The organism is bacterium (genome assembly GCA_024226335.1).
Taxonomy (GTDB): domain Bacteria; phylum Myxococcota_A; class UBA9160; order SZUA-336; family SZUA-336; genus JAAELY01.
Window position 1 is genome coordinate 40,994 of the sequence record JAAELY010000316.1, and the last position, 19,576, is coordinate 60,569.

At 60.8% G+C, this 19,576-nt stretch carries 17 protein-coding genes; 9 read left to right on the forward strand and 8 right to left on the reverse strand.

What is annotated here, in order from left to right; all coding sequences use genetic code 11:
- Positions 1-121: 121 nt before the first annotated feature.
- Positions 122-865 carry an SDR family oxidoreductase gene (locus GY725_16565; GenBank protein MCP4005805.1) on the reverse strand — a complete coding sequence of 248 codons (744 nt, stop codon included), beginning with the start codon at positions 863-865 and terminating at the stop codon, positions 122-124.
- Positions 862-1,719, reverse strand: a complete 858-nt coding sequence (locus GY725_16570) for an amidohydrolase family protein (GenBank protein MCP4005806.1) — start codon at positions 1,717-1,719, stop codon at positions 862-864. The genes GY725_16565 and GY725_16570 overlap by 4 nt, the downstream gene beginning before the upstream one ends.
- 26 nt (positions 1,720-1,745) lie before the next feature.
- On the opposite strand from GY725_16570, the gene GY725_16575 reads away from it, so the two are divergent.
- Positions 1,746-3,059: an L-fuconate dehydratase gene (locus tag GY725_16575; protein MCP4005807.1), complete on the forward strand. Its 1,314-nt coding sequence runs from the start codon at positions 1,746-1,748 to the stop codon at positions 3,057-3,059.
- Here the strand turns inward: GY725_16575 and GY725_16580 are convergent.
- Positions 3,045-4,523 (reverse strand): alpha-L-arabinofuranosidase, encoded by a 1,479-nt coding sequence (locus GY725_16580; GenBank protein MCP4005808.1) that lies wholly within the window; start codon positions 4,521-4,523, stop codon positions 3,045-3,047. The two genes, GY725_16575 and GY725_16580, sit on opposite strands and share 15 nt — an antisense overlap.
- A 122-nt stretch (positions 4,524-4,645) precedes the next feature.
- On the opposite strand from GY725_16580, the gene GY725_16585 reads away from it, so the two are divergent.
- Positions 4,646-7,036 (forward strand): MMPL family transporter, encoded by a 2,391-nt coding sequence (locus GY725_16585; protein MCP4005809.1) that lies wholly within the window; start codon positions 4,646-4,648, stop codon positions 7,034-7,036.
- Between the two features lie 31 nt (positions 7,037-7,067).
- Here GY725_16585 and GY725_16590 read toward each other — a convergent pair whose 3' ends face one another.
- Positions 7,068-7,943, reverse strand: a complete 876-nt coding sequence (locus GY725_16590) for an SDR family NAD(P)-dependent oxidoreductase (GenBank protein MCP4005810.1) — start codon at positions 7,941-7,943, stop codon at positions 7,068-7,070.
- Between the two features lie 226 nt (positions 7,944-8,169).
- Here GY725_16590 and GY725_16595 point away from each other — a divergent pair, with 226 nt between their 5' ends.
- The 5 genes from GY725_16595 to GY725_16615 all read left to right on the forward strand — a co-directional run bounded on the left by GY725_16595 (position 8,170) and on the right by GY725_16615 (position 13,931).
- On the forward strand, positions 8,170-8,940 hold the full coding sequence (locus GY725_16595) for a hypothetical protein (GenBank protein MCP4005811.1): 771 nt from the start codon (positions 8,170-8,172) through the stop codon (positions 8,938-8,940).
- Positions 8,941-9,084: 144 nt separating this feature from the next.
- Positions 9,085-11,052 (forward strand): YgiQ family radical SAM protein, encoded by a 1,968-nt coding sequence (locus tag GY725_16600; protein MCP4005812.1) that lies wholly within the window; start codon positions 9,085-9,087, stop codon positions 11,050-11,052.
- Between the two features lie 211 nt (positions 11,053-11,263).
- Positions 11,264-11,464 (forward strand): class I SAM-dependent methyltransferase, encoded by a 201-nt coding sequence (locus GY725_16605; protein MCP4005813.1) that lies wholly within the window; start codon positions 11,264-11,266, stop codon positions 11,462-11,464.
- Positions 11,465-11,538: 74 nt separating this feature from the next.
- The gene (locus GY725_16610; protein ID MCP4005814.1) at positions 11,539-11,835 is read left to right on the forward strand and encodes a hypothetical protein; all 297 of its coding nucleotides are present in this window, start codon (positions 11,539-11,541) and stop codon (positions 11,833-11,835) included.
- Positions 11,836-12,242: 407 nt separating this feature from the next.
- Positions 12,243-13,931 (forward strand): acyl--CoA ligase, encoded by a 1,689-nt coding sequence (locus tag GY725_16615; GenBank protein MCP4005815.1) that lies wholly within the window; start codon positions 12,243-12,245, stop codon positions 13,929-13,931.
- A 104-nt stretch (positions 13,932-14,035) separates the two neighbouring features.
- Here GY725_16615 and GY725_16620 read toward each other — a convergent pair whose 3' ends face one another.
- The 3 genes from GY725_16620 to GY725_16630 all read right to left on the reverse strand — a co-directional run bounded on the left by GY725_16620 (position 14,036) and on the right by GY725_16630 (position 16,965).
- Positions 14,036-15,421 carry a hypothetical protein gene (locus GY725_16620; protein ID MCP4005816.1) on the reverse strand — a complete coding sequence of 462 codons (1,386 nt, stop codon included), beginning with the start codon at positions 15,419-15,421 and terminating at the stop codon, positions 14,036-14,038.
- A gap of 152 nt (positions 15,422-15,573) precedes the next feature.
- Positions 15,574-16,551 (reverse strand): LLM class flavin-dependent oxidoreductase, encoded by a 978-nt coding sequence (locus GY725_16625; GenBank protein MCP4005817.1) that lies wholly within the window; start codon positions 16,549-16,551, stop codon positions 15,574-15,576.
- A 21-nt stretch (positions 16,552-16,572) separates the two neighbouring features.
- On the reverse strand, positions 16,573-16,965 hold the full coding sequence (locus GY725_16630) for a hypothetical protein (GenBank protein ID MCP4005818.1): 393 nt from the start codon (positions 16,963-16,965) through the stop codon (positions 16,573-16,575).
- Positions 16,966-17,088: 123 nt separating this feature from the next.
- Between GY725_16630 and GY725_16635 the strand changes: the two genes are divergently transcribed.
- A complete protein-coding gene (locus tag GY725_16635) occupies positions 17,089-18,129 on the forward strand; it encodes an LLM class F420-dependent oxidoreductase (protein ID MCP4005819.1) in 1,041 nt (346 codons plus the stop codon).
- A gap of 51 nt (positions 18,130-18,180) precedes the next feature.
- Here the strand turns inward: GY725_16635 and GY725_16640 are convergent, their stop codons facing one another.
- Positions 18,181-18,879 carry an SDR family NAD(P)-dependent oxidoreductase gene (locus tag GY725_16640; GenBank protein MCP4005820.1) on the reverse strand — a complete coding sequence of 233 codons (699 nt, stop codon included), beginning with the start codon at positions 18,877-18,879 and terminating at the stop codon, positions 18,181-18,183.
- A 112-nt stretch (positions 18,880-18,991) separates the two neighbouring features.
- On the opposite strand from GY725_16640, the gene GY725_16645 reads away from it, so the two are divergent.
- Positions 18,992-19,441: a hypothetical protein gene (locus GY725_16645; protein ID MCP4005821.1), complete on the forward strand. Its 450-nt coding sequence runs from the start codon at positions 18,992-18,994 to the stop codon at positions 19,439-19,441.
- Positions 19,442-19,576: the final 135 nt, after the last annotated feature.

Genomic DNA, 19,576 nt, shown 5'->3' on the forward strand with positions numbered 1-19,576 from the left:
CCCTCGAGGGGATGGGCGTCAGAGTGGCTCGGATTTCGCGAGGCCGATCTCTATCCGCGTTCAGCGCGCACGACGCCTCCCGCAAGCGCAGTCGCAACCAGTACCGAGAACAGCAATCTGATCAGCCCGTCCAACCGCCGTCGATTACATGCACGGTTCCGGTTGTGTAGGAGGATTCATCCGAGGCCAGATAGACCGCCAGTGCGGCAATCTCCTCGGCTCGACCGAGGCGACCCATGGGTTGTCTTTCGATGAATGCGCGCCTAGCTGCATCGGGATCCTCGGCGACGGCGATGCGCTCGTGAAGAGAGGGTGTCTCGACCGTCCCCGGACAGATCGCGTTGCAGCGCACACCATCTCGCACGAAGTCAGCGGCAATGGATTTCGTCAATCCGATCACGGCGGCCTTGGTCGTGCCGTAGACGAAGCGATTGGGTGCACCGGTCACGCTCGAGGCGACCGAAGACATGTTCACGATTGAAGCGCCGCCGGCTTCACGCATCGCCGGAAGAAAGGCGCGGATCATGCGATAGACCGACTTTACGTTCAGATCAAAAGAGAAGTCCCAGTCGTCCTCTTCGCAGTCCTGGATCGTGCCCTGGTGAACATAGCCCGCGCAGTTGAACAGTACGTCGATTGCACCAAGCTCCTGTGCGAGCGCCACAACCGCGCCGGGATCCGTTACATCCAGCCCTCGTGTGTGTATTTGCGGTGCGTCTTTCTGCAGCGCTGCGACCCCTAGTTCGTTGATATCGGTAGCCCAGACCTCTGCGCCTTCACGTGCGAAAGCCAGAGCCGTTTCCCGGCCGATGCCCTGTGCTGCGGCCGTAACCACCGCGCGTTTCTTGCGAAGTCGATCGCTCACGAGTTCCTCCGATCTACGAGCCTATAGAAGTCGACGGCGTTGCCGCCCAGAACGGCCGCACGCTCTCGTGTCGAAAGCGTATCCAGGAGATCCAGGGTTGCGTTCCACCACTCGGCGTAGCCCCCCGCAAGATTGACGACTGGCCAGTCGCTACCCCAGAGCAATCGGCGCGGGCCGAAACAATCGAGCAGATGTTCGGCATACGGGCCGAGTTGCGCTGTGTTCCAATCGGCATGTGCCTCGGTGACCAGACCCGAGAGCTTGCAGCTCGCGTTTGAGTTACGCGCGATGGCGTCGATGTCGTGTGACCAGGCTTTGATTTTGCCTGAGTGGATTTCCGGCTTTGCTCCGTGGTCGATCACCACGCGCAGATCCGGATGCCGATCGAGGAAGACCCGCAGATTGGCCAGGTGCTCCGGGCGAACCAGCGCATCGAGGCACAATCCGAGGTCAGCTATCGAGCGCAAAGCGGGTTCGATCTCACGGCACAGCATCCAATCGGGATCCGGGATGTCCTGGATCATCGGGCGGATCCCGCAAAGACCAGGCTCCTGGGCGCGGAGTTTCTCGAGTTGCTCGACGGCTTCGGTCCGCTCCAGGTCTACCCAGCCAACGACGCCCGCAATCCAGTCCGTTGCCCGCGCTGTATCCAGTAGAAAACGCGTCTCCGCGAGCGTAGGTGCAGCCTGAACGACCACGCTGCCTTCGATCCCGCAGGTGTCCAGCAGGGGGCGGAGATCCGCGGGGCCAAAGTCTCGGTACAGAACCTCGAGTTCCGGCGCCAGCCAGTCGTAGTCGCCGCGCTCCAGTAGCCAGAAGTGCTGGTGGCTGTCTATGCGAGGGGTCGAACACATTGCGCCATAGATCATATACTTCGCGCATGGCCACGACGATCAGCGCGTTACGCGCCCTGGATGTGCGCTTTCCCACGTCTGATTTTCTGGACGGGTCCGATGCAATGAACCCGGATCCCGACTACTCAGCCGCCTGCGCGATTCTGGAAACGGATGACGCGACGCTGCGTGGTCACGGCCACACATTCACGATCGGCCGCGGAAACGAGGTCTGCGTCGCCGCGATCGAGGCGCTGCGGCCGCTGGTCGTCGGCTTGACGCTAGAGGAGATTGCCGAGCACCCGGGCCGGTTCTGGCGGCGCGTGACCGGCGACAGTCAGCTGCGCTGGCTCGGTCCCGAAAAGGGCGTGATCCACCTCGCGACCTCCGCCGTCGTGAATGCAGCCTGGGATCTGATCGCCAGGAGGGCCGGAAAACCACTGTGGAAGCTGCTCGTCGATCTGACTCCCGAGCAAATCGTGGAGGCGATCGACTTTCGCTATATCAGCGACGCACTCAATCGCGAAGAAGCACTCGAGATCCTGTATCGCGCGGCGGATACGAAAGCGGAACGCGAGGCGGAGTTGCTTCGCGATGGTTATCCCGCGTACACGACCTCGGCCGGTTGGTTGGGTTATGACGACGAGAAGATCCGCCGCTTGAGCCGCGAAGCCGTGGCGAATTCCTGGACGCATATCAAGATCAAGGTAGGCTCGGATCTGGAAGACGATGTGCGCCGGGCGCGCATCATCCGAGAAGAGATTGGCCCAGACTGCCGACTGATGGTCGATGCGAATCAGGTCTGGGACGTGGAGCAGGCGATCACCTGGATGCAGCGCCTCGCCGAGTTCGATCCCTGGTGGATCGAAGAACCCACCAGCCCCGACGATGTCCTGGGGCACGCGCGCATTCGCCGAGAACTGGCACCGATCGGCGTGGCTACGGGTGAGCACTGCCACAATCGCGTGATGTTCAAACAGCTTCTACAGGCCGAAGCAATCGATTTCTGTCAGATCGACGGCTGTCGACTGGGCGGACTGAACGAAGTCCTGGCCGTACTGTTACTGGCTGCGAAGTTCGGCGTTCCGGTCTGTCCGCATGCGGGTGGGGTAGGGCTGTGTGAGTACGTGCAGCACTTCTCGATCTTCGACTACATCTGCGTCAGCGCGAGTCTGGAAAATCGGGTGATCGAATACGCGGATCACCTTCACGAGCACTTCCAGGATCCAGTGATCATTCGCAATGGCCGCTACGTTCCACCCGAAGCACCTGGATTCAGCGTTGCATTCAAGAAACCTTCACTCGAAGAGTACCGCTTCCCCGACGGAAGATTCTGGACCCGTCGGTTAGCTGCCGAGTGAGTAGGTCGCGATCTGAAGTGAGCACGGCTTCAGCTGCAATCTGCCATCATTCGTTCCTTCGCATTCATGCGGAACGATGCGCTCCGGGTGTTCGGCCGTGTTGGTCGTCCGGGGATCCTCGGCGCAGAGTTCCACGATCTGCGGTGCGGGGAGGGGAGTCGTGCCCGCGAGTTCGATGGTCAGGCAACGCTCGCGTTCGAGGTCGCGGGACAGGGCGGCCACGGTCAACTGGCTGCCGTCCTCGGAGATCGTCGCCACAGCGTCGACCAGGGGAATATCCCGCGGGATCTGAGCCCGGGGGACGCCGATCCTCTGGTTGACTACCGCAGAGTACGTTTCGGATTCCAGCGCCGCGTCGAGCACGACGGGCTGTAGCCCGAAGCGCAACTGCTTGAAGGCGTGGAAGATCGTCTGACGCACGAGCCCGTCGGGGTGAGTCAGGATCGGAGCAATCACGTTTACCGCCTGTGCCAGGCTTGCGAGTTTGACGCTCTGTGGGCGACGCAGCATCGAGAACAGAAGGCTTGCAACGACCACAGCGTCCGACTGGTCATAGACTTCTTCGATATTGGGAAACGCGAGATCCTTGTACCAGACGTTCCATTCATCGACCGCGATCGCCATGCGACGGCCGCCGATGCGGCCGTGGTATGCCAGGGAAATCGCCGCTTCGGCTTCGTCGAGTACCTCGTCCAGGAGCAACGAACTTCCGAGATGTCCCGCCAGGTCTTCGTGTCCCACGTACAAGTGAACCGCAAGAAAGTCGACGGAATCCCGCAGGGCGGAGCAGACTTCGAAGTTCCAGCGCGGGTCGGCGCCCACCGATCCGCTCGCGATCAACTGGATCGAGTCGTCGACCAGACGCATGTGCTTGGCGGTCTCGCGCGCCACGTCGATATACTGTTGGGGCGTCTTCGTCCCGATGTTCCAGGGACCATCGACCTCGTTTCCCAGCCCCCAGAGGGTCACGCCCCAGGGTTCGGCAAAGCCGTGGGAGCGACGCAGATTGGCGAAGTGCGTATCGCGATCGGTGTTGGCGTATTCGAGCCAGGCCGCAGCCTCGGTCGAGCCGCCCGTTCCGAGGTTCACACACAGATACGGTTCGGTGTTCAATTCGGCGCACAGGGGTAGAAATTCATCGGTGCCGACTTCATTGGACTCGACCTGTTTCCATGCGGGGGCGAAACGCCGTCGACGTTCCTTGGTCGGCCCGATGCCATCCTGCCAGTCATAGGTGCAGTTGAAGTTCCCGCCCGGATAGCGAAGCCCCGTGAAGCCGATCTCGCGCACCGCATCGAGCACGTCCTGTCGGAAACCATCGGCGCGGGCGAAACGGGATTCTGGGTCGTAGAAGCCACCGTAGACGTTGCGCCCCATGTGTTCGACGAACCCGCCCCAGACACGCGGGTCGGTCTGACCGAGTCTGCGCTGGCTGTCGAGTCGCAAAACAGCATCATCGCCCATCGCGGAACTCCCTCCTGCTGAATGCCCCGCCAAGAGAATACCCCATGCTGGGCGTCGCATCGTTGCAGGCTCTGGCGCCGATCCTGCTCCTCTCTACTATAGGCATCCACGGAGGTAGGAGCGTGCGGGATCGAATCGAGGGTTTCTTCGAATCCTGGGGCTATTTCATCATCCGATTCCGCTGGTTGGCGATCGCCGTGGTGGTCGGATTGACGGCGTTTCTCGCCTCGTATCTTCCCTCGCTGACGGTCGACAACTCCACGGAGAGTTTCCTGCGCCCGGATGATCCCTCCGTCGTCCTCTACAACGATTTCCGTGATCAGTTCGCGCGCGACGATCGTATTCTCGTGGCGATTGTCACCCCCGATGTCTTCAAACTCGAATTTCTCGAGAAACTCCGCGCACTGCATCGGGATATCGAAAACGAGATCCCCTACCTGCAGGAAGTTACGAGCCTGCTCAACGCACGCTCGACACGCGGAGAACACGACGCGCTGATCGTCGGCGATCTGGTCGAGGTGTGGCCGGAAAATCGGGCCGAGGTGCTCGCTCTGCGCGAACGGGTGCGCGCTAATCCCCTGTATCGCGACGTCCTGATCTCCGCAGATGAAACTCTCACGGTCATCTCGATCAAGCCGTTCACCTACTCGACCCTGGGAGAAGAGGACGCGCTCGCAGGTTTCGATGAACCCGAGTTCTCAGAAACTCCCGCCGAACCCCAGTACCTGAGTTCGGCGGAGAACCGAGCTATCTACGATTCGTTGATGGAAGTCGCGGAGCGTCATCGGAGCGCCGAGTTTCCGATCCATCTCGGCGGTGCCCTGCCCATGACCGAGAATATCAACGAGCATATGGGGCAGGACGTATTGCTCTACGTGAGCCTGGGGCTTCTTGCGATCTTCCTGCTTCTGATGGTCTTGTTCCGACGGGTCATGGGTGTCGTGAGCCCTCTGATCGTCGTGGGACTGTCGCTGAGTTCGTCCCTGGGTTTCATGGTGATGCTGGGAATTCCCGGTTCGAGCGCGGTGCAGATGCTGCCGATGTTCTTGCTCGCGGTCGGGGTCTGTGATTCGGTCCACATCCTGACCATCGTCTACCAGGAGTTGCATTCCGGGAGCAGCAAGGAAGACGCGATCGCCTTCGCAATGGGGCACTCCGGGCTCGCCGTCCTGATGACCAGTGTGACCACGGCGGCTGGGATGGTGTCCTTTGTTACTGCGGAACTGGCACCGGTCGCTCATCTGGGCGTTATTGCGCCGATCGGTGTAATGCTCGCTCTCGCCTACACATTGGTGCTGCTTCCCGCGCTGCTCGCGATCGCGCCGAGTCGGAGGACACGGAAGACGACCGGAAGGGGAACGGGAGAAGTCCTCAATCTCTTTCTGACCAGGACAGGTGGAGTGGCCACCCGCAACCCATGGAGAGTACTGGGCTTCGCTGCTGCACTCATGGTCTTGTGTTTCGTCGGAGTTGCGAAGCTGCGTTTTTCGCATAACTCGATCGAGTGGTTCCCTCCCGGGGATCCGCTGCGCGAGGCGATGCTGATCATCGACGGAGCCCTCGATGGCACCATTACACTCGAGGTCATCATCGATAGCGGCAAGGAGAACGGACTGCACGAACCCCGGACCCTGAAGCGGATCGAGTACGCCATGCGCTACGCGCAGGCGCTGGAACGCGGTGAAATCTCGGTTGGAAAAGTGACCTCAATCGTCGACGTGGTCAAGGAGACGCATCAAGCGCTCAACGAGAACCGATCGGAATTCTACGTGGTTCCCGAAGCGCGGGACGTGATCGCACAGGAACTCCTGCTATTTGAAAACAGCGGGACCGACGATCTCGTGGAGCTCGTGGACACCGAGTTTCGCACGGCCCGCGTAACAGTGCGAGTTCCCTGGGCCGACGCCATGCTCTACCCGGTATTCATGAACGAGCTCGAGGTGGAATTCAAGAACATCCTGGGCGGTCTGAGTTTCGAGATGACCGGGTTGATGGCCCTGATGTCGACGATTTTTCGCGGTTTGATGATCAGCATGGCGCGGTCTTATGCCTTTGCCCTGGCGATCATCGTTCCCATCATGATGTTGCTTCTGGGCAGTGTGCGCATGGGAATGCTGAGCATGATTCCCAATTTGATGCCCGTCGTTGCCACGATCGGCCTGATGGGCTGGCTCGACATGCCGCTGGATGCGTCCACGATCATGATCGGTGCGATCATCATCGGACTTGCCGTGGATGACACGATCCACTTCATGCACAAGTTTCAGCGCTACTACGCAGAAAGCGGAGATGCCTCGCTTGCGGTGCAGAAGACCCTTTCGACCACCGGCGCCGCTCTGCTCTTTACGACGCTGGTGCTGAGTGCAGGTTTTCTGATCATGTCCCTGTCGTACCTGGTGAACATGACGAACTTCGGGATTCTGCTGGCGTTTGCGACCGTAGTGGCCTTCCTGGCCGACATCATCGTGGCGCCTTCCCTGATGGTGCTCGCAGCGCGCTGGAAAGAAGCGTGAACGCTTCTGGCGCTGCGCGAGGCCCCCGCCCTCAGTCGCCTTCTTCCTGGAGCTGAGACAGCATTGCAGTTCCGGGATTGCGCTGCTCCACGACGTCGCGCATGCGTTCCTCGATACCGGCGACGAGTTCGGGCTGTGAGGGGATCACGTAGAATTTCTCGGTGCGGATCGCTTCGACGATTGCTTCGGCGACCTTGGAGGGCGGATAGCCATCGTCGATTCCGGCCTTCAGGAATTGCTCGATCAGTGCGCCGCCCGGCGTAGCCTCGGATTTTTCCGGATCGCGTCCCTTGTCTCCGGGCTGGTTCCGACCTGCATCCATGATGCGCGTCTGGATCAAGCCCGGACACACGACCGACACCTTCAATTTGGAACCGAGGGAATCGAGTTCCTTGTGCAGACCTTCCGAGAGCGTCACGACTGCGTGCTTGGTGGCGTTGTAGATGGCGAGAAAGGGAGCGGATGTGAGCCCGGCCATCGAAGCGGTGCTCAGGATGTGTCCTTCGTCGCCCTGTTTCTGCATCAACGGAACGAAGCTGCGAACGCCGTGGATTACGCCGAGCAGATTCACGTTGAGCACCCAGTGCAGCTCTTCGAGTGAGTTGTCCCAGAGCGAACCGGTCACGATCACGCCCGCGTTATTGAACACGACGTGCACGCCACCAAAATGCTCGAATGACTTCTGGGCCAGGGCTTCGACCGCACTGGCATCGGAGACATCGGTGATCATCGCCAGGGTTTCGATCCCCGCACCCCTGAGTTCGGCTTCTGCCTCTTCCAGCGCCGCGGCTTCGACATCGGCAAGTACGATCTTCATGCCTTCGGCTCCCAGAGCCTGCGCAGTTGCGAAACCGATTCCACTGGCGCCGCCGGTGATTACTGCAATGCGGTCGCGGAGTTGCTTCACCTCAATTTCTCCTCTAGGGGTACTCATTTTCCCGTGCAAATTCGCCGAACAATACCAGAATTCAAGGAATTCGAAAAAGGGAAGAGAACTCCACCGCCCCGAGAACCAACCGGAGCCTCTTGCACCGCACTTGCACACAAGCTGCGCATTAGCTCGAAAATGCCGTGGCATCGAGACGATGCCTCTGGCAACCAGAGGACTGTCACGACTTTCCGAGGAGACGTTCATGAGAGACATGCCTAGACTTCGAACCCATTTCTACCGAGTGGCCATCGCCGCACTCCTGGTCGTACCGGTTGCTGCAATCAGTCTTGACACGCAGTCGGCTGAGCCCGGCCGGGTCTCATTGGGAGCGTTGTTGCGCGTGGATCCCGGATCCACTCCCCATGCCTATATCGAGGTTGATCCAGGCGTTCCGATCATCAGCATCGCCGTCGAAGGCGATGGCGTCGTCTACGGTCCCGTGGAAGAGATCGGACCCAACTACTACTGGGCGGAAGCTCTCGATGCACCGGCTGAAAGCTGTTACGAGGTTCGGGCAAGCATCGTGTTTGGCAGCCCGCCTGTCGTGGATGACAACGTCTGTCTGTCTTCGCTGACGGTCAAGCACGTTGGAACCGGTGAGGTCTTTGTCGAGGACTTCGCAGATGGCAAGAACACGTGGACGTCTTTCGAAGCTTCCGATGGCTCGATCGGGGAGTTCCATACCTCTTGCTCCCAGTGTCTGCTGGTCGACCAGTTCGATGAGAGCGGTGAGTTCCAGATTCTCGACCTGACTGCAGGTGGCAAGATGATCGCCAAATGCAGTGGCGGCAGTTCCAAGGGCAAGAAGGGCAAGGGCAAGAAGGGCAAGAAGAGCAAGGGCAAGAAGGGCGAGGGCAAGAAGAGCAAGGGCAAGAAGAGTTCCCCACCCGCGCCCATCGATGTCGAGCTGAACCTGACTTCGACTCACTGCAACGACACCTGCCAGCCGCCGGGTGGTGAGTGGGATTTCTAGGAGTCTATCGGAGCCGCTGATCTCGGGAAGCCGAGTTCAGGGCTGATTCGACAACGCCGCTGCGGATGCGAGGCACGTCCACGCACACCGCAGCGGCGTTTTCCGTTTCTGGTTCCAGCTAGGCGGCTATAGTCTCTGCCGCAAATGTCCCGAAAAGCTGCAGCCCCCACATCGGCTTTTCTGCCGACAACGGCGGAAGAGATTCGCGCACGAGGATGGGACGCACCCGATGTGGTGCTCGTCTCGGGCGACGCTTACGTCGATCACCCGTCGTTCGCCGCGGCCATTCTTGGGCGCTGGCTCGAGGCCAACGGGTATCGCGTGGCAATCCTGGCGCAACCCGACTGGAGAAGTGCAGAAGCCTGGCGCACGCTCGGTCGACCGCGGTTGTTCTACGGCGTGTCCGCGGGCAATATGGACTCGCTCGTCAATCACTACACCGCCAATCGCAAACGGCGCAACTCCGATGCCTATTCTCCCGGCGGAGAGGCGGCGCTGCGCCCAGACCGCGCGACCGCGGTCTACTCGCAGCGCTGTAGAGAAGCTTTCCGCGGAGTACCGGTGATTGCGGGGGGTGTCGAAGCTTCGCTGCGGCGCATTGCTCACTACGACTACTGGTCCGACAAGGTCTGGCCGAGCATCCTCGCCACCTCGAAGGCGCACCTGCTCGTATATGGCATGGGCGAGGAGCCGATATTGGAGATCGCACGGCGCCTGGAGCGGGGCGGAGATGTCACCTCATTGCGTGATCTGCGCGGTGTTGCCTATCTGCTCGGCAAGAACGAAGCACTGCCGGCCCATCGCTGGGACGACGCCAGGTGCCCCAATGAAGATGTGCGGCTTCCCGCCTTCGAGACGGTCCGCGATGACAAGCGGGCTTTTGCGCAGGCGACGCGCAAGATGCATCGCGAGACGAATCCACTCAACGCACGCCGACTCCTCCAGTCGCACGGTGAGCGTACGCTCGTGGTCAATCCGCCCTCGCTCCCGCTCAGCGAAGCCCAGATGGATGCACTCTACGGTCTTCCGTACACGCGCCAGTTGCATCCGCAATACCGGGCTGAAGTACCGGCGTGGCAGACGATCAAGGAATCGCTGCAGATCATGCGCGGTTGCTTTGGAGGCTGCACGTTCTGCTCGATCACTCTACATCAGGGGCGAACGGTCCAGAGTCGCAGCGAACGCTCGATCGTTAGTGAGGTGGAGAAACTCGTCGCTTCACCCGGCTTCTCGGGGCATGTGAGCGACCTCGGTGGTCCGACTGCCAACATGTATCAGATGGGCTGTACGCAGCCGGAGGCCCAGGCCATGTGTCGGCGCCCCTCGTGCGTTCATCCAACGGTCTGCAAGCTTCTCGAAACTTCGCACGAACCCACGAAGAAGCTGATGAAGGCAGCGCGGGAGACTCCAGGGGTCAAGAAAGTGCACATCGCATCGGGCATCCGCATGGACCTGGCCCGCGAAGATCCCGAATACCTGGAAGATCTGGCCAGACATCACGTCGGAGGTCATCTGAAGGTGGCTCCCGAACACGTCTCTGCTCGCGTGCTCTCTTTGATGAAGAAGCCGACCGTGGACAGTTTCGCGCAGTTCGCGGAAGGTTTTGAATCGGCTTCAAAGCGGGCCGGAAAGCAGCAGTATCTGGTGCCTTACTTCATTTCCAGCCACCCGGGTTCCGGCGTCGACGATATGATTGAACTCGCGATCTTCCTGAAACAGCACGGCTACAAACCGCTTCAAGTTCAGGACTTCATCCCGGCACCGATGGATATTGCAACTTGTATGTACTGGACGGGCATCAATCCGTTTTCGATGAAGCCGGTCGAGACGGCCCGCAATCTGCGCGACCGCAAGGTGCAGCGCGCATTGCTGCAGTTCTTCGCTCCCGAGAACTACTTTGTGGTGCGCAAGGCTCTCGAAGATGCCGGACGCCACGATCTGATCGGCGGGGGGCCGGAGTGCTTGATCTCGCCCAATGCACCCCGGGAGGCTCTCGAAGGGCGTCATCGCTCGGCAAGTGGAGACGAGCGCAGGCCACGCGAGACGCGACCGGGTTATCGTCGCACTTCCCGCGAGGCCGGTCGTCGCTCGCGCAAGCCCGACGGAAACTAGTCGTCCATGCAGAGCTCGCGCAGATGAGTTCTTCAGATCCGAATCGATCGGGCACCCGGGATGTCACAGCCTTGCGCAGGGGTTACGACGCGGTTTCGGGGGAATACGCGGCGCGCTTTGCCGATGAGCTGGCGCACAAGCCGTTCGATCGCATATTGCTGGAGCACTGGCTACGGCAGCTTCCAACAGACGGTCCCGTAATCGACATCGGTTGTGGACCGGGTCAGATCACGCGCTTCCTCTGGCAATCTACTCGATCATCCACATACCTCGCGAGTTGGTGCGGGATGCTCTGCGCGAGTTCCGCCGCATCCTCGCACCCGGTGGCCGACTTCTGTTGAGCTTTCACCTGGGAGACGACACGACACATCTGGAAGAGTGGATGGGGTTGAGCGCCGACCTGTACCACTAACCAGTATTATGACACGTCCTGTGTCATGATGTGGGACCCACGAGGAGGTTCCCACGAGTCTGGTCCTTTACGGCGTGCCGCTTTCCCCCTTCGTCCGCAAGGCGGAATTCGGGAGCGGCGTTTTCCGGGTCGGGGATTCACTATCGATCGCGGATATCGCAGTCGCGGTGCAGCTTACGCAACTCGAACTGGTGGTTGGTAGACCAGACGCGAAGCGCTGGCCCAAGATGGTGTCTCATCTCGAACGAGTCAGCGGCCGTCCCAGCTTCGGACCGAATCTGGAAATTTGTCGCAAGATCGTGAAGGATCCGATCGCTCTTACTAGCGACACGACAGGCGACGGGCAGCGTGCCAGGCAGAGCAACTTCTGAGCAGCGGCTCAGGGTGTATTGCAGCCTGCTCGCGCGGTGTATTGGAGTCTGCTGGTCGGCACTGGGCCTTGCACTCGGCCTGCGTTTTGAAGTTGTTTCCGTTGACGTCCCACTACGTCATAGGTATGTGGAGCCTGGAAGCGCTCGATCCAGTCACGCAACAAGGGTGAGCAACATCGGTCTCAAGCCATCTATCTTGCGGAGTTCCGGGTTCTCGAACGTGAGCGGGATCTGCGCTCAGGGTCGAGCATTCAGGACGCAGGTCTTCCGGGCCACACCGCCATCCTTGTTTGGATCTCCAGGATGCCCGTGTCGAGGGCGAGCATGTACAATCCGGGAAGCAGAGGGCTGCCGATGAGTTCACGACTCAGTTCACAACTGGGTGCGGTCGAGGAGGGCATTGAGGGTTGAGTGAATCAGTAGCGAACTGGGATAGCGCGATTGCTGATGTGACGGGTCCGGGCGGGCAATTTGAGATTGTCGAGTCAGAGATCCGCGGAGTGCCGGTCAAGGTGTTCAAGAACACCCCGACTTCCCTGAGAGATGCCTTTCAGGTCGCACGCTCGCGTTCGGATGAAATCTTTCTGGTCTACGAGGAAGAGCGAATCACGTTCGGTCAGGTGATGAAGGCGATCGACGAGCTTGCGGCGGGACTCGTCGAGAACTTCGAAGTGAAACGAGGGGATCGAGTCGCGATCGCCATGCGAAACTACCCGGAATGGATCATCGCTTTTGCGGCGATCACATCCGTCGGCGGGATTGCGGTCTGTCTCAACGCCTGGTGGACTGCGGAAGAGATGGCCTACGGGCTCGAGGATTCGGGTTCAAAGGTACTGGTCGCCGATCAAGAGCGATTGCAACGGGCGGAAGCCGCGCTGGAAAAGTTCGGTGTTCAGGCCATTGGCGTCCGCACCTCGGGAGATCTGCCCTCCGGCGTCACTCGGTACGAAGACGCCGTGGTCAAGGGAGCGTCGCTACCCGAAGTGAAGATCGAGCCGGACGACGATGTGACGATCCTCTACACGTCGGGGACCACCGGTTTCCCCAAGGGTGCCGTCTCTAGTCAGTTCGCGGTCATGAGCGCACTTTCCGCATTCAGTTGCCGGGCGATGACGAACCTGACGATCAGTCCGCCCAAGGAGAAACATCCCTATCCCACGAGTTTCATTTTGTGCGTACCGTTGTTTCACGTGACCGGTTTGATACCGGTGATGCTCAGCTGTTTTCTGGGTGGCTTCAAGCTGGTGATCATGTACAAGTGGGATCCCGAGCGGGCTCTCGAACACATCGAGGACGAGCGTATCACCACGTTTGTAGGCGTGCCGACGATGTCCTGGGATCTACTCGAATCACCGGAGTTCGAGAGCCGGGATACGAGCAGTCTTCTCAGCGTCGGCGGTGGGGGAGCGCCTGCGCCACCCGAACTCGTGAATCGCATCGATCGCGGATTCGCGAAGGGACGCCCCGGCATGGGCTACGGGATGACCGAGACCAACGCCTACGGTCCTCAGAATTCGGGGGACGACATCATACGCAAGCCGCGAAGTGCGGGGCGCACGGTACCCGTCATGCAAGTGAAAGTTGCAGATCCGGCCGGCCAGGAGGTCGCGCGGGGTGAAGTCGGCGAGATCATGTTCAAGGGGCCTAATCTCATCCGAGGCTACTGGAACAAGCCCGAGGCTACAGCCGAGACCTTCATCGACGGCTGGTTGCGCAGCGGAGACATCGGCCGGATGGACGAAGAAGGCTTCGTCTACGTCGAAGATCGGGCCAAGGACATGGTGATCCGGGCCGGCGAGAACATCTACTGCGCGGAGGTCGAGGCCGCGATCTACGACTACCCGGGAATCTACGAAGCTGCCGTGTTTGGAGTGCCTCACGAACGCCTCGGTGAGGAACTCGCCGTGGCGATCGTACTCAAGAAGGGAGTCGCTCTCGATCCCGAGGATCTACGGACGCATCTGGCGCAGCACATAGCGAGCTTCAAGATTCCGAGCATCGTCGAGATCAAGAAGGAACAGCTTCCCCGCAACGCGTCAGGCAAGATCCTGAAGCGAACCCTGCGCGACGACTGGGTGAGCCGCCAGTCGGCTTGAAACACATCCCACTATCCCGGGCTCACCTCCGGCCTTCTCGTCGGGCGAACCCGATGGGTTTCAGTTGCAAGACCACCAGCAGAAGCTGTTCCCGAAAGCGACGATCAGATGACTGGATCGATCGGGGTGGGTCGGTCGACTCCAGATTCGATCGTCTCGGCGGCCGACAAGCACAGATCTTCGCGCCACATGTCCGCATACACCTGAACACCCGTGGGCAGACCGTCCTTGACACCGGTGGGCAACGCCACCGAAGGCAATCCCAATACATTGCCCGGAGTGATGAATCGGACCGTGTCCAGCAATAGTTGCAGGCCCGTTTCCGGTTCGAGGTCCGCATCGACGGGCCACGGCAGTTGAGTCCAGGTCGGTCCAACCACAACCGGGTAGTCGACGAAGAACTCCGACCAGAGACGCGTAAGGCGGGAGCGCGTAGCGTGGATCTCGCCATTGGGTATGTGGCGACTATCGTAGCGCTGGCACAGGCTCATCAGACTTTCATACAAGGGCTTTGTGACGATCGGATGGATGATCGGCACAAGCGCCGAGAAATCGATCGCGAGGGTTCGGGCCCAGGTTTCGCTCACGAGTTCCAGTTCTGGCGGCTCGGCTTCCTCGACTTGCCAGCCCGCATCGGCCAGTACGCGTCCGGCTCGTTGGACCTCGGCAATCGTAACCGCCGGGATCTCACCGCCTTCAATCTTCGTGACCAGGGCCGCCTTGCGCACGGGCGGTTCGGGACCTTCCAAAGGTACATCGACCGATCGCGGGTCGCGGATGCTGCGCCCCGCGAGGATAGACAGGCCGAGTCGCAGATCCGCTACCGTCCGCGCCATCGGTCCCTCTACCAGCATGGCTTGCGCCGCCATCCCGGAATCCATGGGTTCAATCGAACCCGCGTGCGGAATCCGGCCCGTCGTCGGCTTGAGCGAAGTGATGCCGCAACAATAGGCGGGGTTGCGCAGCGAGCCTCCGATATCATTGCCGAGCCCGATGGGCGTCATTCCTGTGGCGAGCGCTGCCGCTTCACCGCCACTCGATCCGCCCGGCGTCAGTCCGGCGTTCCAGGGATTGAGCGTTGCTCCGCGCAACGGGTTGTCTGTAGACAACCTCAAGCCGAACTCCGGAAGATTGGTTCGCCCGAGCGGAATTGCACCCGCGGCCTTCATACGCGCGACGATCGGCGCATCGAACATCGGGAACGCGTTCTCGAACGCCGGTACACCGTTGGTGGTCGCCGAATCCAGACAGTCGATGTTCTCCTTGATCGTAAAAGGAACGCCGTGCAACGGACCATTGGCGGTACTTGCGTCCGCCCGGTCGGCTGCGGCGAGTGCGGATTCCCTCAGCACAACCGTTACCGCATTGACGTGAGGATTCACGTCGTCGATGCGCTCCAGGTGGGCCTCGACGACTTCCCGACTCGACACGTCGCCCGAGGCGATCATGCCCGCTAGTTCACTTGCGTTTCGCTCGTAGAGTTTGGCCACGAAAAGTCCTCCTCCGATCGATTTCCCGACGATCAGAGTCGATTAGAAGGCAAACCTGCGGGAATGTAAAACACCCACTCCGCCCCGCTCGACGAATCGTCCCCGAGCGTCAACGGGCTTCGGGATACTCCGGTTGTCGCCAAATCCGCGTTTCAGTTCAGTGCGGGCAGCACTTCTTCGGCGATCAAGCGCAGGCTTTCCCAGGCCAATTCGGGCGGACAGCCTCCGCACAGTGGTTGGAGAGCCAGCGGCTTGCCTGTTCGAATCTGCTGGACGGCCGCGTCTGGAGTCACGATTCGGTAGGCGCCGTTCTCTTCACGCAGTTCCTCTACGGAACTGGCGTCTGACTTGCTGATCGATGGACTCTTCGAGCCCATCCAGTCGGAGTACATCTGCGCGTCGTGGAGCAGGAATGGGCCGATCTGCTGCCACGCAGCATCGACGTCGCGCGCAACGAAGAGACTCGTGGCCATGCTGCGATCCGGGATGATAACCATGCCCGGTTCGTGGCCTGCACTCACGGCCGCGTCCCGATAGACCTGTGCGAGACCGGGAGCTCCGCCCTCGGCCATGAAGCCCAGACCGAAGCGGCCTGCGCGGCGCGCGGCCGCCTCGCTACCGCCCCCGTAGAGCAGCCTGGGTCCCGTCGGGGTGTACGAGCCAGGCGTTACGTGTACGGGCCGCCCCTGATATTCGAAGCGTTCCCCCGCGAGTGCGCGCTTGAGCGCGTCCAGCTTTTCGTCCATCAGCTTGCCGCGCCTCCTCATCTCGACGCCGAACATGGCGTACTCCTCTGCGCGATAGCCGAGACCGATGGTGTACTGCACGCGACCCCGACTCACGATGTCCAGAACGACCATGTCTTCGGCGAGTTTGATCGGGTCGTACAGGTTCAAGAGCACGGCGCCTACCATGATGGGAGCAGAAGTCGTTCGCGCCGCAATCGCAGCGGCGAGGATCAGCGGGGAGGGCAGGAAGCCGTCGGGTGACGCGTGGTGTTCGGAAACCTGTATCAACAGGCAACCGTGCTGCTCTCCCCATTCGGCCATCTCGAGGGCGGTCTGGTACAGATCGGCAGTTGTTGCCGGCCCATCAATCGGTGCCCGCATATCGAAGCGCAGGATCAGCATGAAGTTCTCGGAGAAGCGGGCTCAGGCTGTGGCAGCGAGCCCGAACAATGCGAGACAACAGATGAACCCCGCACCGAAGCTCAGCGAGCGCATGGGTGCGTTGTCCTGGATATAGAAGATCGGATGCAGGATGCGCGCGACGACCCAGATTCCAGCCACGGTCGATGACCAGCCCGGGTCGGCGCCCGCGATATTTGCGACCAGCACCGCCGGAGTGAACATTGCCAGCGCCTCCCAGGCGTTGGCCTGTGCCGCGACGGCCCGCCCACCGGCTCCCGTGAGCTTTGCGCTCTGCGCCCGTGGCTCGTTCTGGTCGACCGTTCCGAACTGTTGCGTCTTGTGTGGGTAAGCTGCGAACGCAACGCCAAGTGGCATCAGCGCACCTACCAGGAGACACCAGAAAGGGATTGTCATCGGGATCCTCCTTGCTTGCATCTGGACCCTACTACAACCCGCTGCCGATCGGGTTTGCGACTGAACCCGGTACCGCCGGGATTCTGATAGTCTGGGCTTTCGAATCCACCAGGAGTGAAGTGCATGAAGCTCGGCATCATGGCCGCCGCGTTCGGTCCGAAAGCAAGCGTCAATCTCGATCTCGTCAAACGGGCGGAGTCATTCGGCTTCGACACGGCTTGGACCGCAGAGGCTTATGGCTGTGATGCAGTCACGACCGCAACCTGGGTACTCGCGAATACGACGAAGTTGAAAGTCGGTACGGCCATCATGCAGATGCCCGCACGCACACCGGCAATGGCGGCCATGACCGCGATGACGCTCGACCATCTGTCTGGGGGTCGTTTCATTCTGGGTCTGGGACCTTCCGGGCCGCAGGTCGCCGAAGGCTGGCACGGTATGCCTTACGGCAAGCCCCTGACGCGGACCAAGGAGTACATCTCGATCATCCGCAAGATCCTGGCTCGTGAAGCACCGCTAGAGCATACCGGTGCGCACTACACGATTCCGAATACGGGTCCGGGGACGACCGGACTCGGCAAACCGCTCAAGAGTATTCTGCACGGCAATCCCGATATCCCGATCTACACGGCATCGATCAGTCCCAATGGATTGCGCTGCTCGGGTGAAGTCGCGGACGGCGTGTTTCCGCTCTGGATGAATCCCGAGCGCGGCGAACTGGTCACGGAATTCCTGGAAGAGGGTTTCGAAAAAGCCGGTGGGGGCAAGAGCCTGAAGGATTTCGCGATCTGCCCGACCGTCACAGTCGTGATTTCCGACGATGTGGAGAAGGCGCGTATGCCCGCCAAGATGAACCTCGCGCTGTACATCGGGGGTATGGGGGCGCGAGACAAGAACTTCTACAACGACTACTGCAAGCGGCTCGGCTACGAAGAGGCGGCCGTAAAGATCCAGGATGCGTTCCTAGCGGGAGATCGCGCAACCGCGGTCGCGTCCGTACCCGATGAGTTGGTCGACGATATGTCCCTGATCGGCCCGGCCGAGCGCATCCGAGATCGGCTCGCCGCCTGGAAGGAAGCCGGAAACAAAGGGCATGTCCATTCGATGTTGATTGGCACCGGGCAACCCGAAGCGCTCGAGCTACTGGCCAAGGAGATTCTCTAGTCCGCATTTTCCGGCGCACTGTTTTGAGAAATCCGGGCTGGCCCCCGGTTTCTACCAGGCCTCTCCGTCGGGTCGGATCATCACGTCAAACGTCCACGCCGAGCGTGGCTGATGAACGAGATGCCAGCACTCACCGGCAATCTCGTCGGGCTTGCAGAAAAACGAGTCCGGCTTGTCCGCGTGCATCTTGCGCGTCCACTTCAGGTCGATCACGGCATCGATGGCCAGATACGCGACGTGGATGCCCTGCGGTCCCAGGGTTCTCGCCATTGATTCCGCCAGGATGCGCTGCGCCGCCTTGGTGGGAGCAAACCCCGCGAAGAACGCCTTGCCCCGGTAGGTCGAGGTGTTCCCTGTGCACAGGATCGCGCCCTTTCCGGCTTCGATCATCGCGGGGGCGGCCATGCGCGCCAGGTTCAGCAACGACATCGTGTTGACTTCGAAGTTCTCGCGCAGGGTCTCGGGTTTGATCGACATGAAGTCGCCGAAGGCGCCGCCGACCGCGTTGTGCAGCACGACTTCAGGGGCACCGAGTTCATTCACGACCCGTCCAAACGTGTCTTTGAGTTGCTGCTCGTCGGAGACATCGCACCCGTAGGCCTTGGTGTTGGGGATCTCGCTTTCGAACTGAGCGAGCCGTTCTGCCTTGCGCGCCAGCATGGCGACGCGATACCCCTGGGAAAAGCGTCGCGCCAGAGCGGCGCCGGTGCCCGGACCCACGCCGGTAATCAAGCAGACTTTCTCGCTCATGGAACCTCCCTGGCTACTCGGATCCACCCTATCACGAGTCCCGGTCTTCGAACGGGACTCGCCCGCTGTCCTCTCTCCGGAATGCTAGGCTGATCGCGCGAGGAGACTTCAGATGATCCAGTTTGCGGAATCCGTCCAGATCGATGTGGAGCCCGCACGGGTCTGGCGAGCGCTCACGGTTCCCGACGAGGTCGTGTGCTGGGATACGGGCATCATCGAGCCGATCGACGCTCCGCTGGACTACCCCTGCGCCGGTCAACACGTGCGCTGGCGCTATCGCTTCGGCCCGCTGCCGCTCATCTTGCACGATCGCCCCAGTCGGGTTGAAGCCCTTTCGATCCTGCGATCTTCGATCCGTCTGGGTCCCTTTGATTTCGATGAGACCTACACGCTTGTTTCTGACAGCTCTTCCTCTACTCGTCTCACCGCGGCGATGTCTGTGTCCAGTACCATCCCGGTGATCGGGGGCCTGCTCGAACGCGTCGTCGGGGGGCCGCTCGCGAGTTCGACGGTCCGAACTTCACTAGCGGCCATCAAGGTGCACTGCGAGGAAACCCCCTAGGGAACCTCTGCACAGGGAGGCTGCGGCTGCGAAGCGCGATGCATCCGCCTGCGCTGCGTCGCGCGACCCTCTGCAGATCTACGGATCTGCGATCGGATCACGCTTCTTGCTCAGGCGGCGACTCCCGCTTCTCGC

Excerpts from the sequence above, each read along its gene's own strand:
- GY725_16570 (MCP4005806.1), bottom strand. The coding sequence starts at position 1,719 with ATGTGTTCGACCCCTCGCATAGACAGCCACCAGCACTTCTGGCTACTG.
- GY725_16575 (MCP4005807.1), top strand. The coding sequence starts at position 1,746 with ATGGCCACGACGATCAGCGCGTTACGCGCCCTGGATGTGCGCTTTCCC.
- GY725_16580 (MCP4005808.1), bottom strand. The coding sequence starts at position 4,523 with ATGGGCGATGATGCTGTTTTGCGACTCGACAGCCAGCGCAGACTCGGT.
- GY725_16595 (MCP4005811.1), top strand. The coding sequence starts at position 8,170 with ATGAGAGACATGCCTAGACTTCGAACCCATTTCTACCGAGTGGCCATC.
- GY725_16600 (MCP4005812.1), top strand. The coding sequence starts at position 9,085 with ATGTCCCGAAAAGCTGCAGCCCCCACATCGGCTTTTCTGCCGACAACG.
- GY725_16625 (MCP4005817.1), bottom strand. The coding sequence starts at position 16,551 with ATGCTGATCCTGCGCTTCGATATGCGGGCACCGATTGATGGGCCGGCA.
- GY725_16630 (MCP4005818.1), bottom strand. The coding sequence starts at position 16,965 with ATGACAATCCCTTTCTGGTGTCTCCTGGTAGGTGCGCTGATGCCACTT.
- GY725_16635 (MCP4005819.1), top strand. The coding sequence starts at position 17,089 with ATGAAGCTCGGCATCATGGCCGCCGCGTTCGGTCCGAAAGCAAGCGTC.
- GY725_16640 (MCP4005820.1), bottom strand. The coding sequence starts at position 18,879 with ATGAGCGAGAAAGTCTGCTTGATTACCGGCGTGGGTCCGGGCACCGGC.
- GY725_16645 (MCP4005821.1), top strand. The coding sequence starts at position 18,992 with ATGATCCAGTTTGCGGAATCCGTCCAGATCGATGTGGAGCCCGCACGG.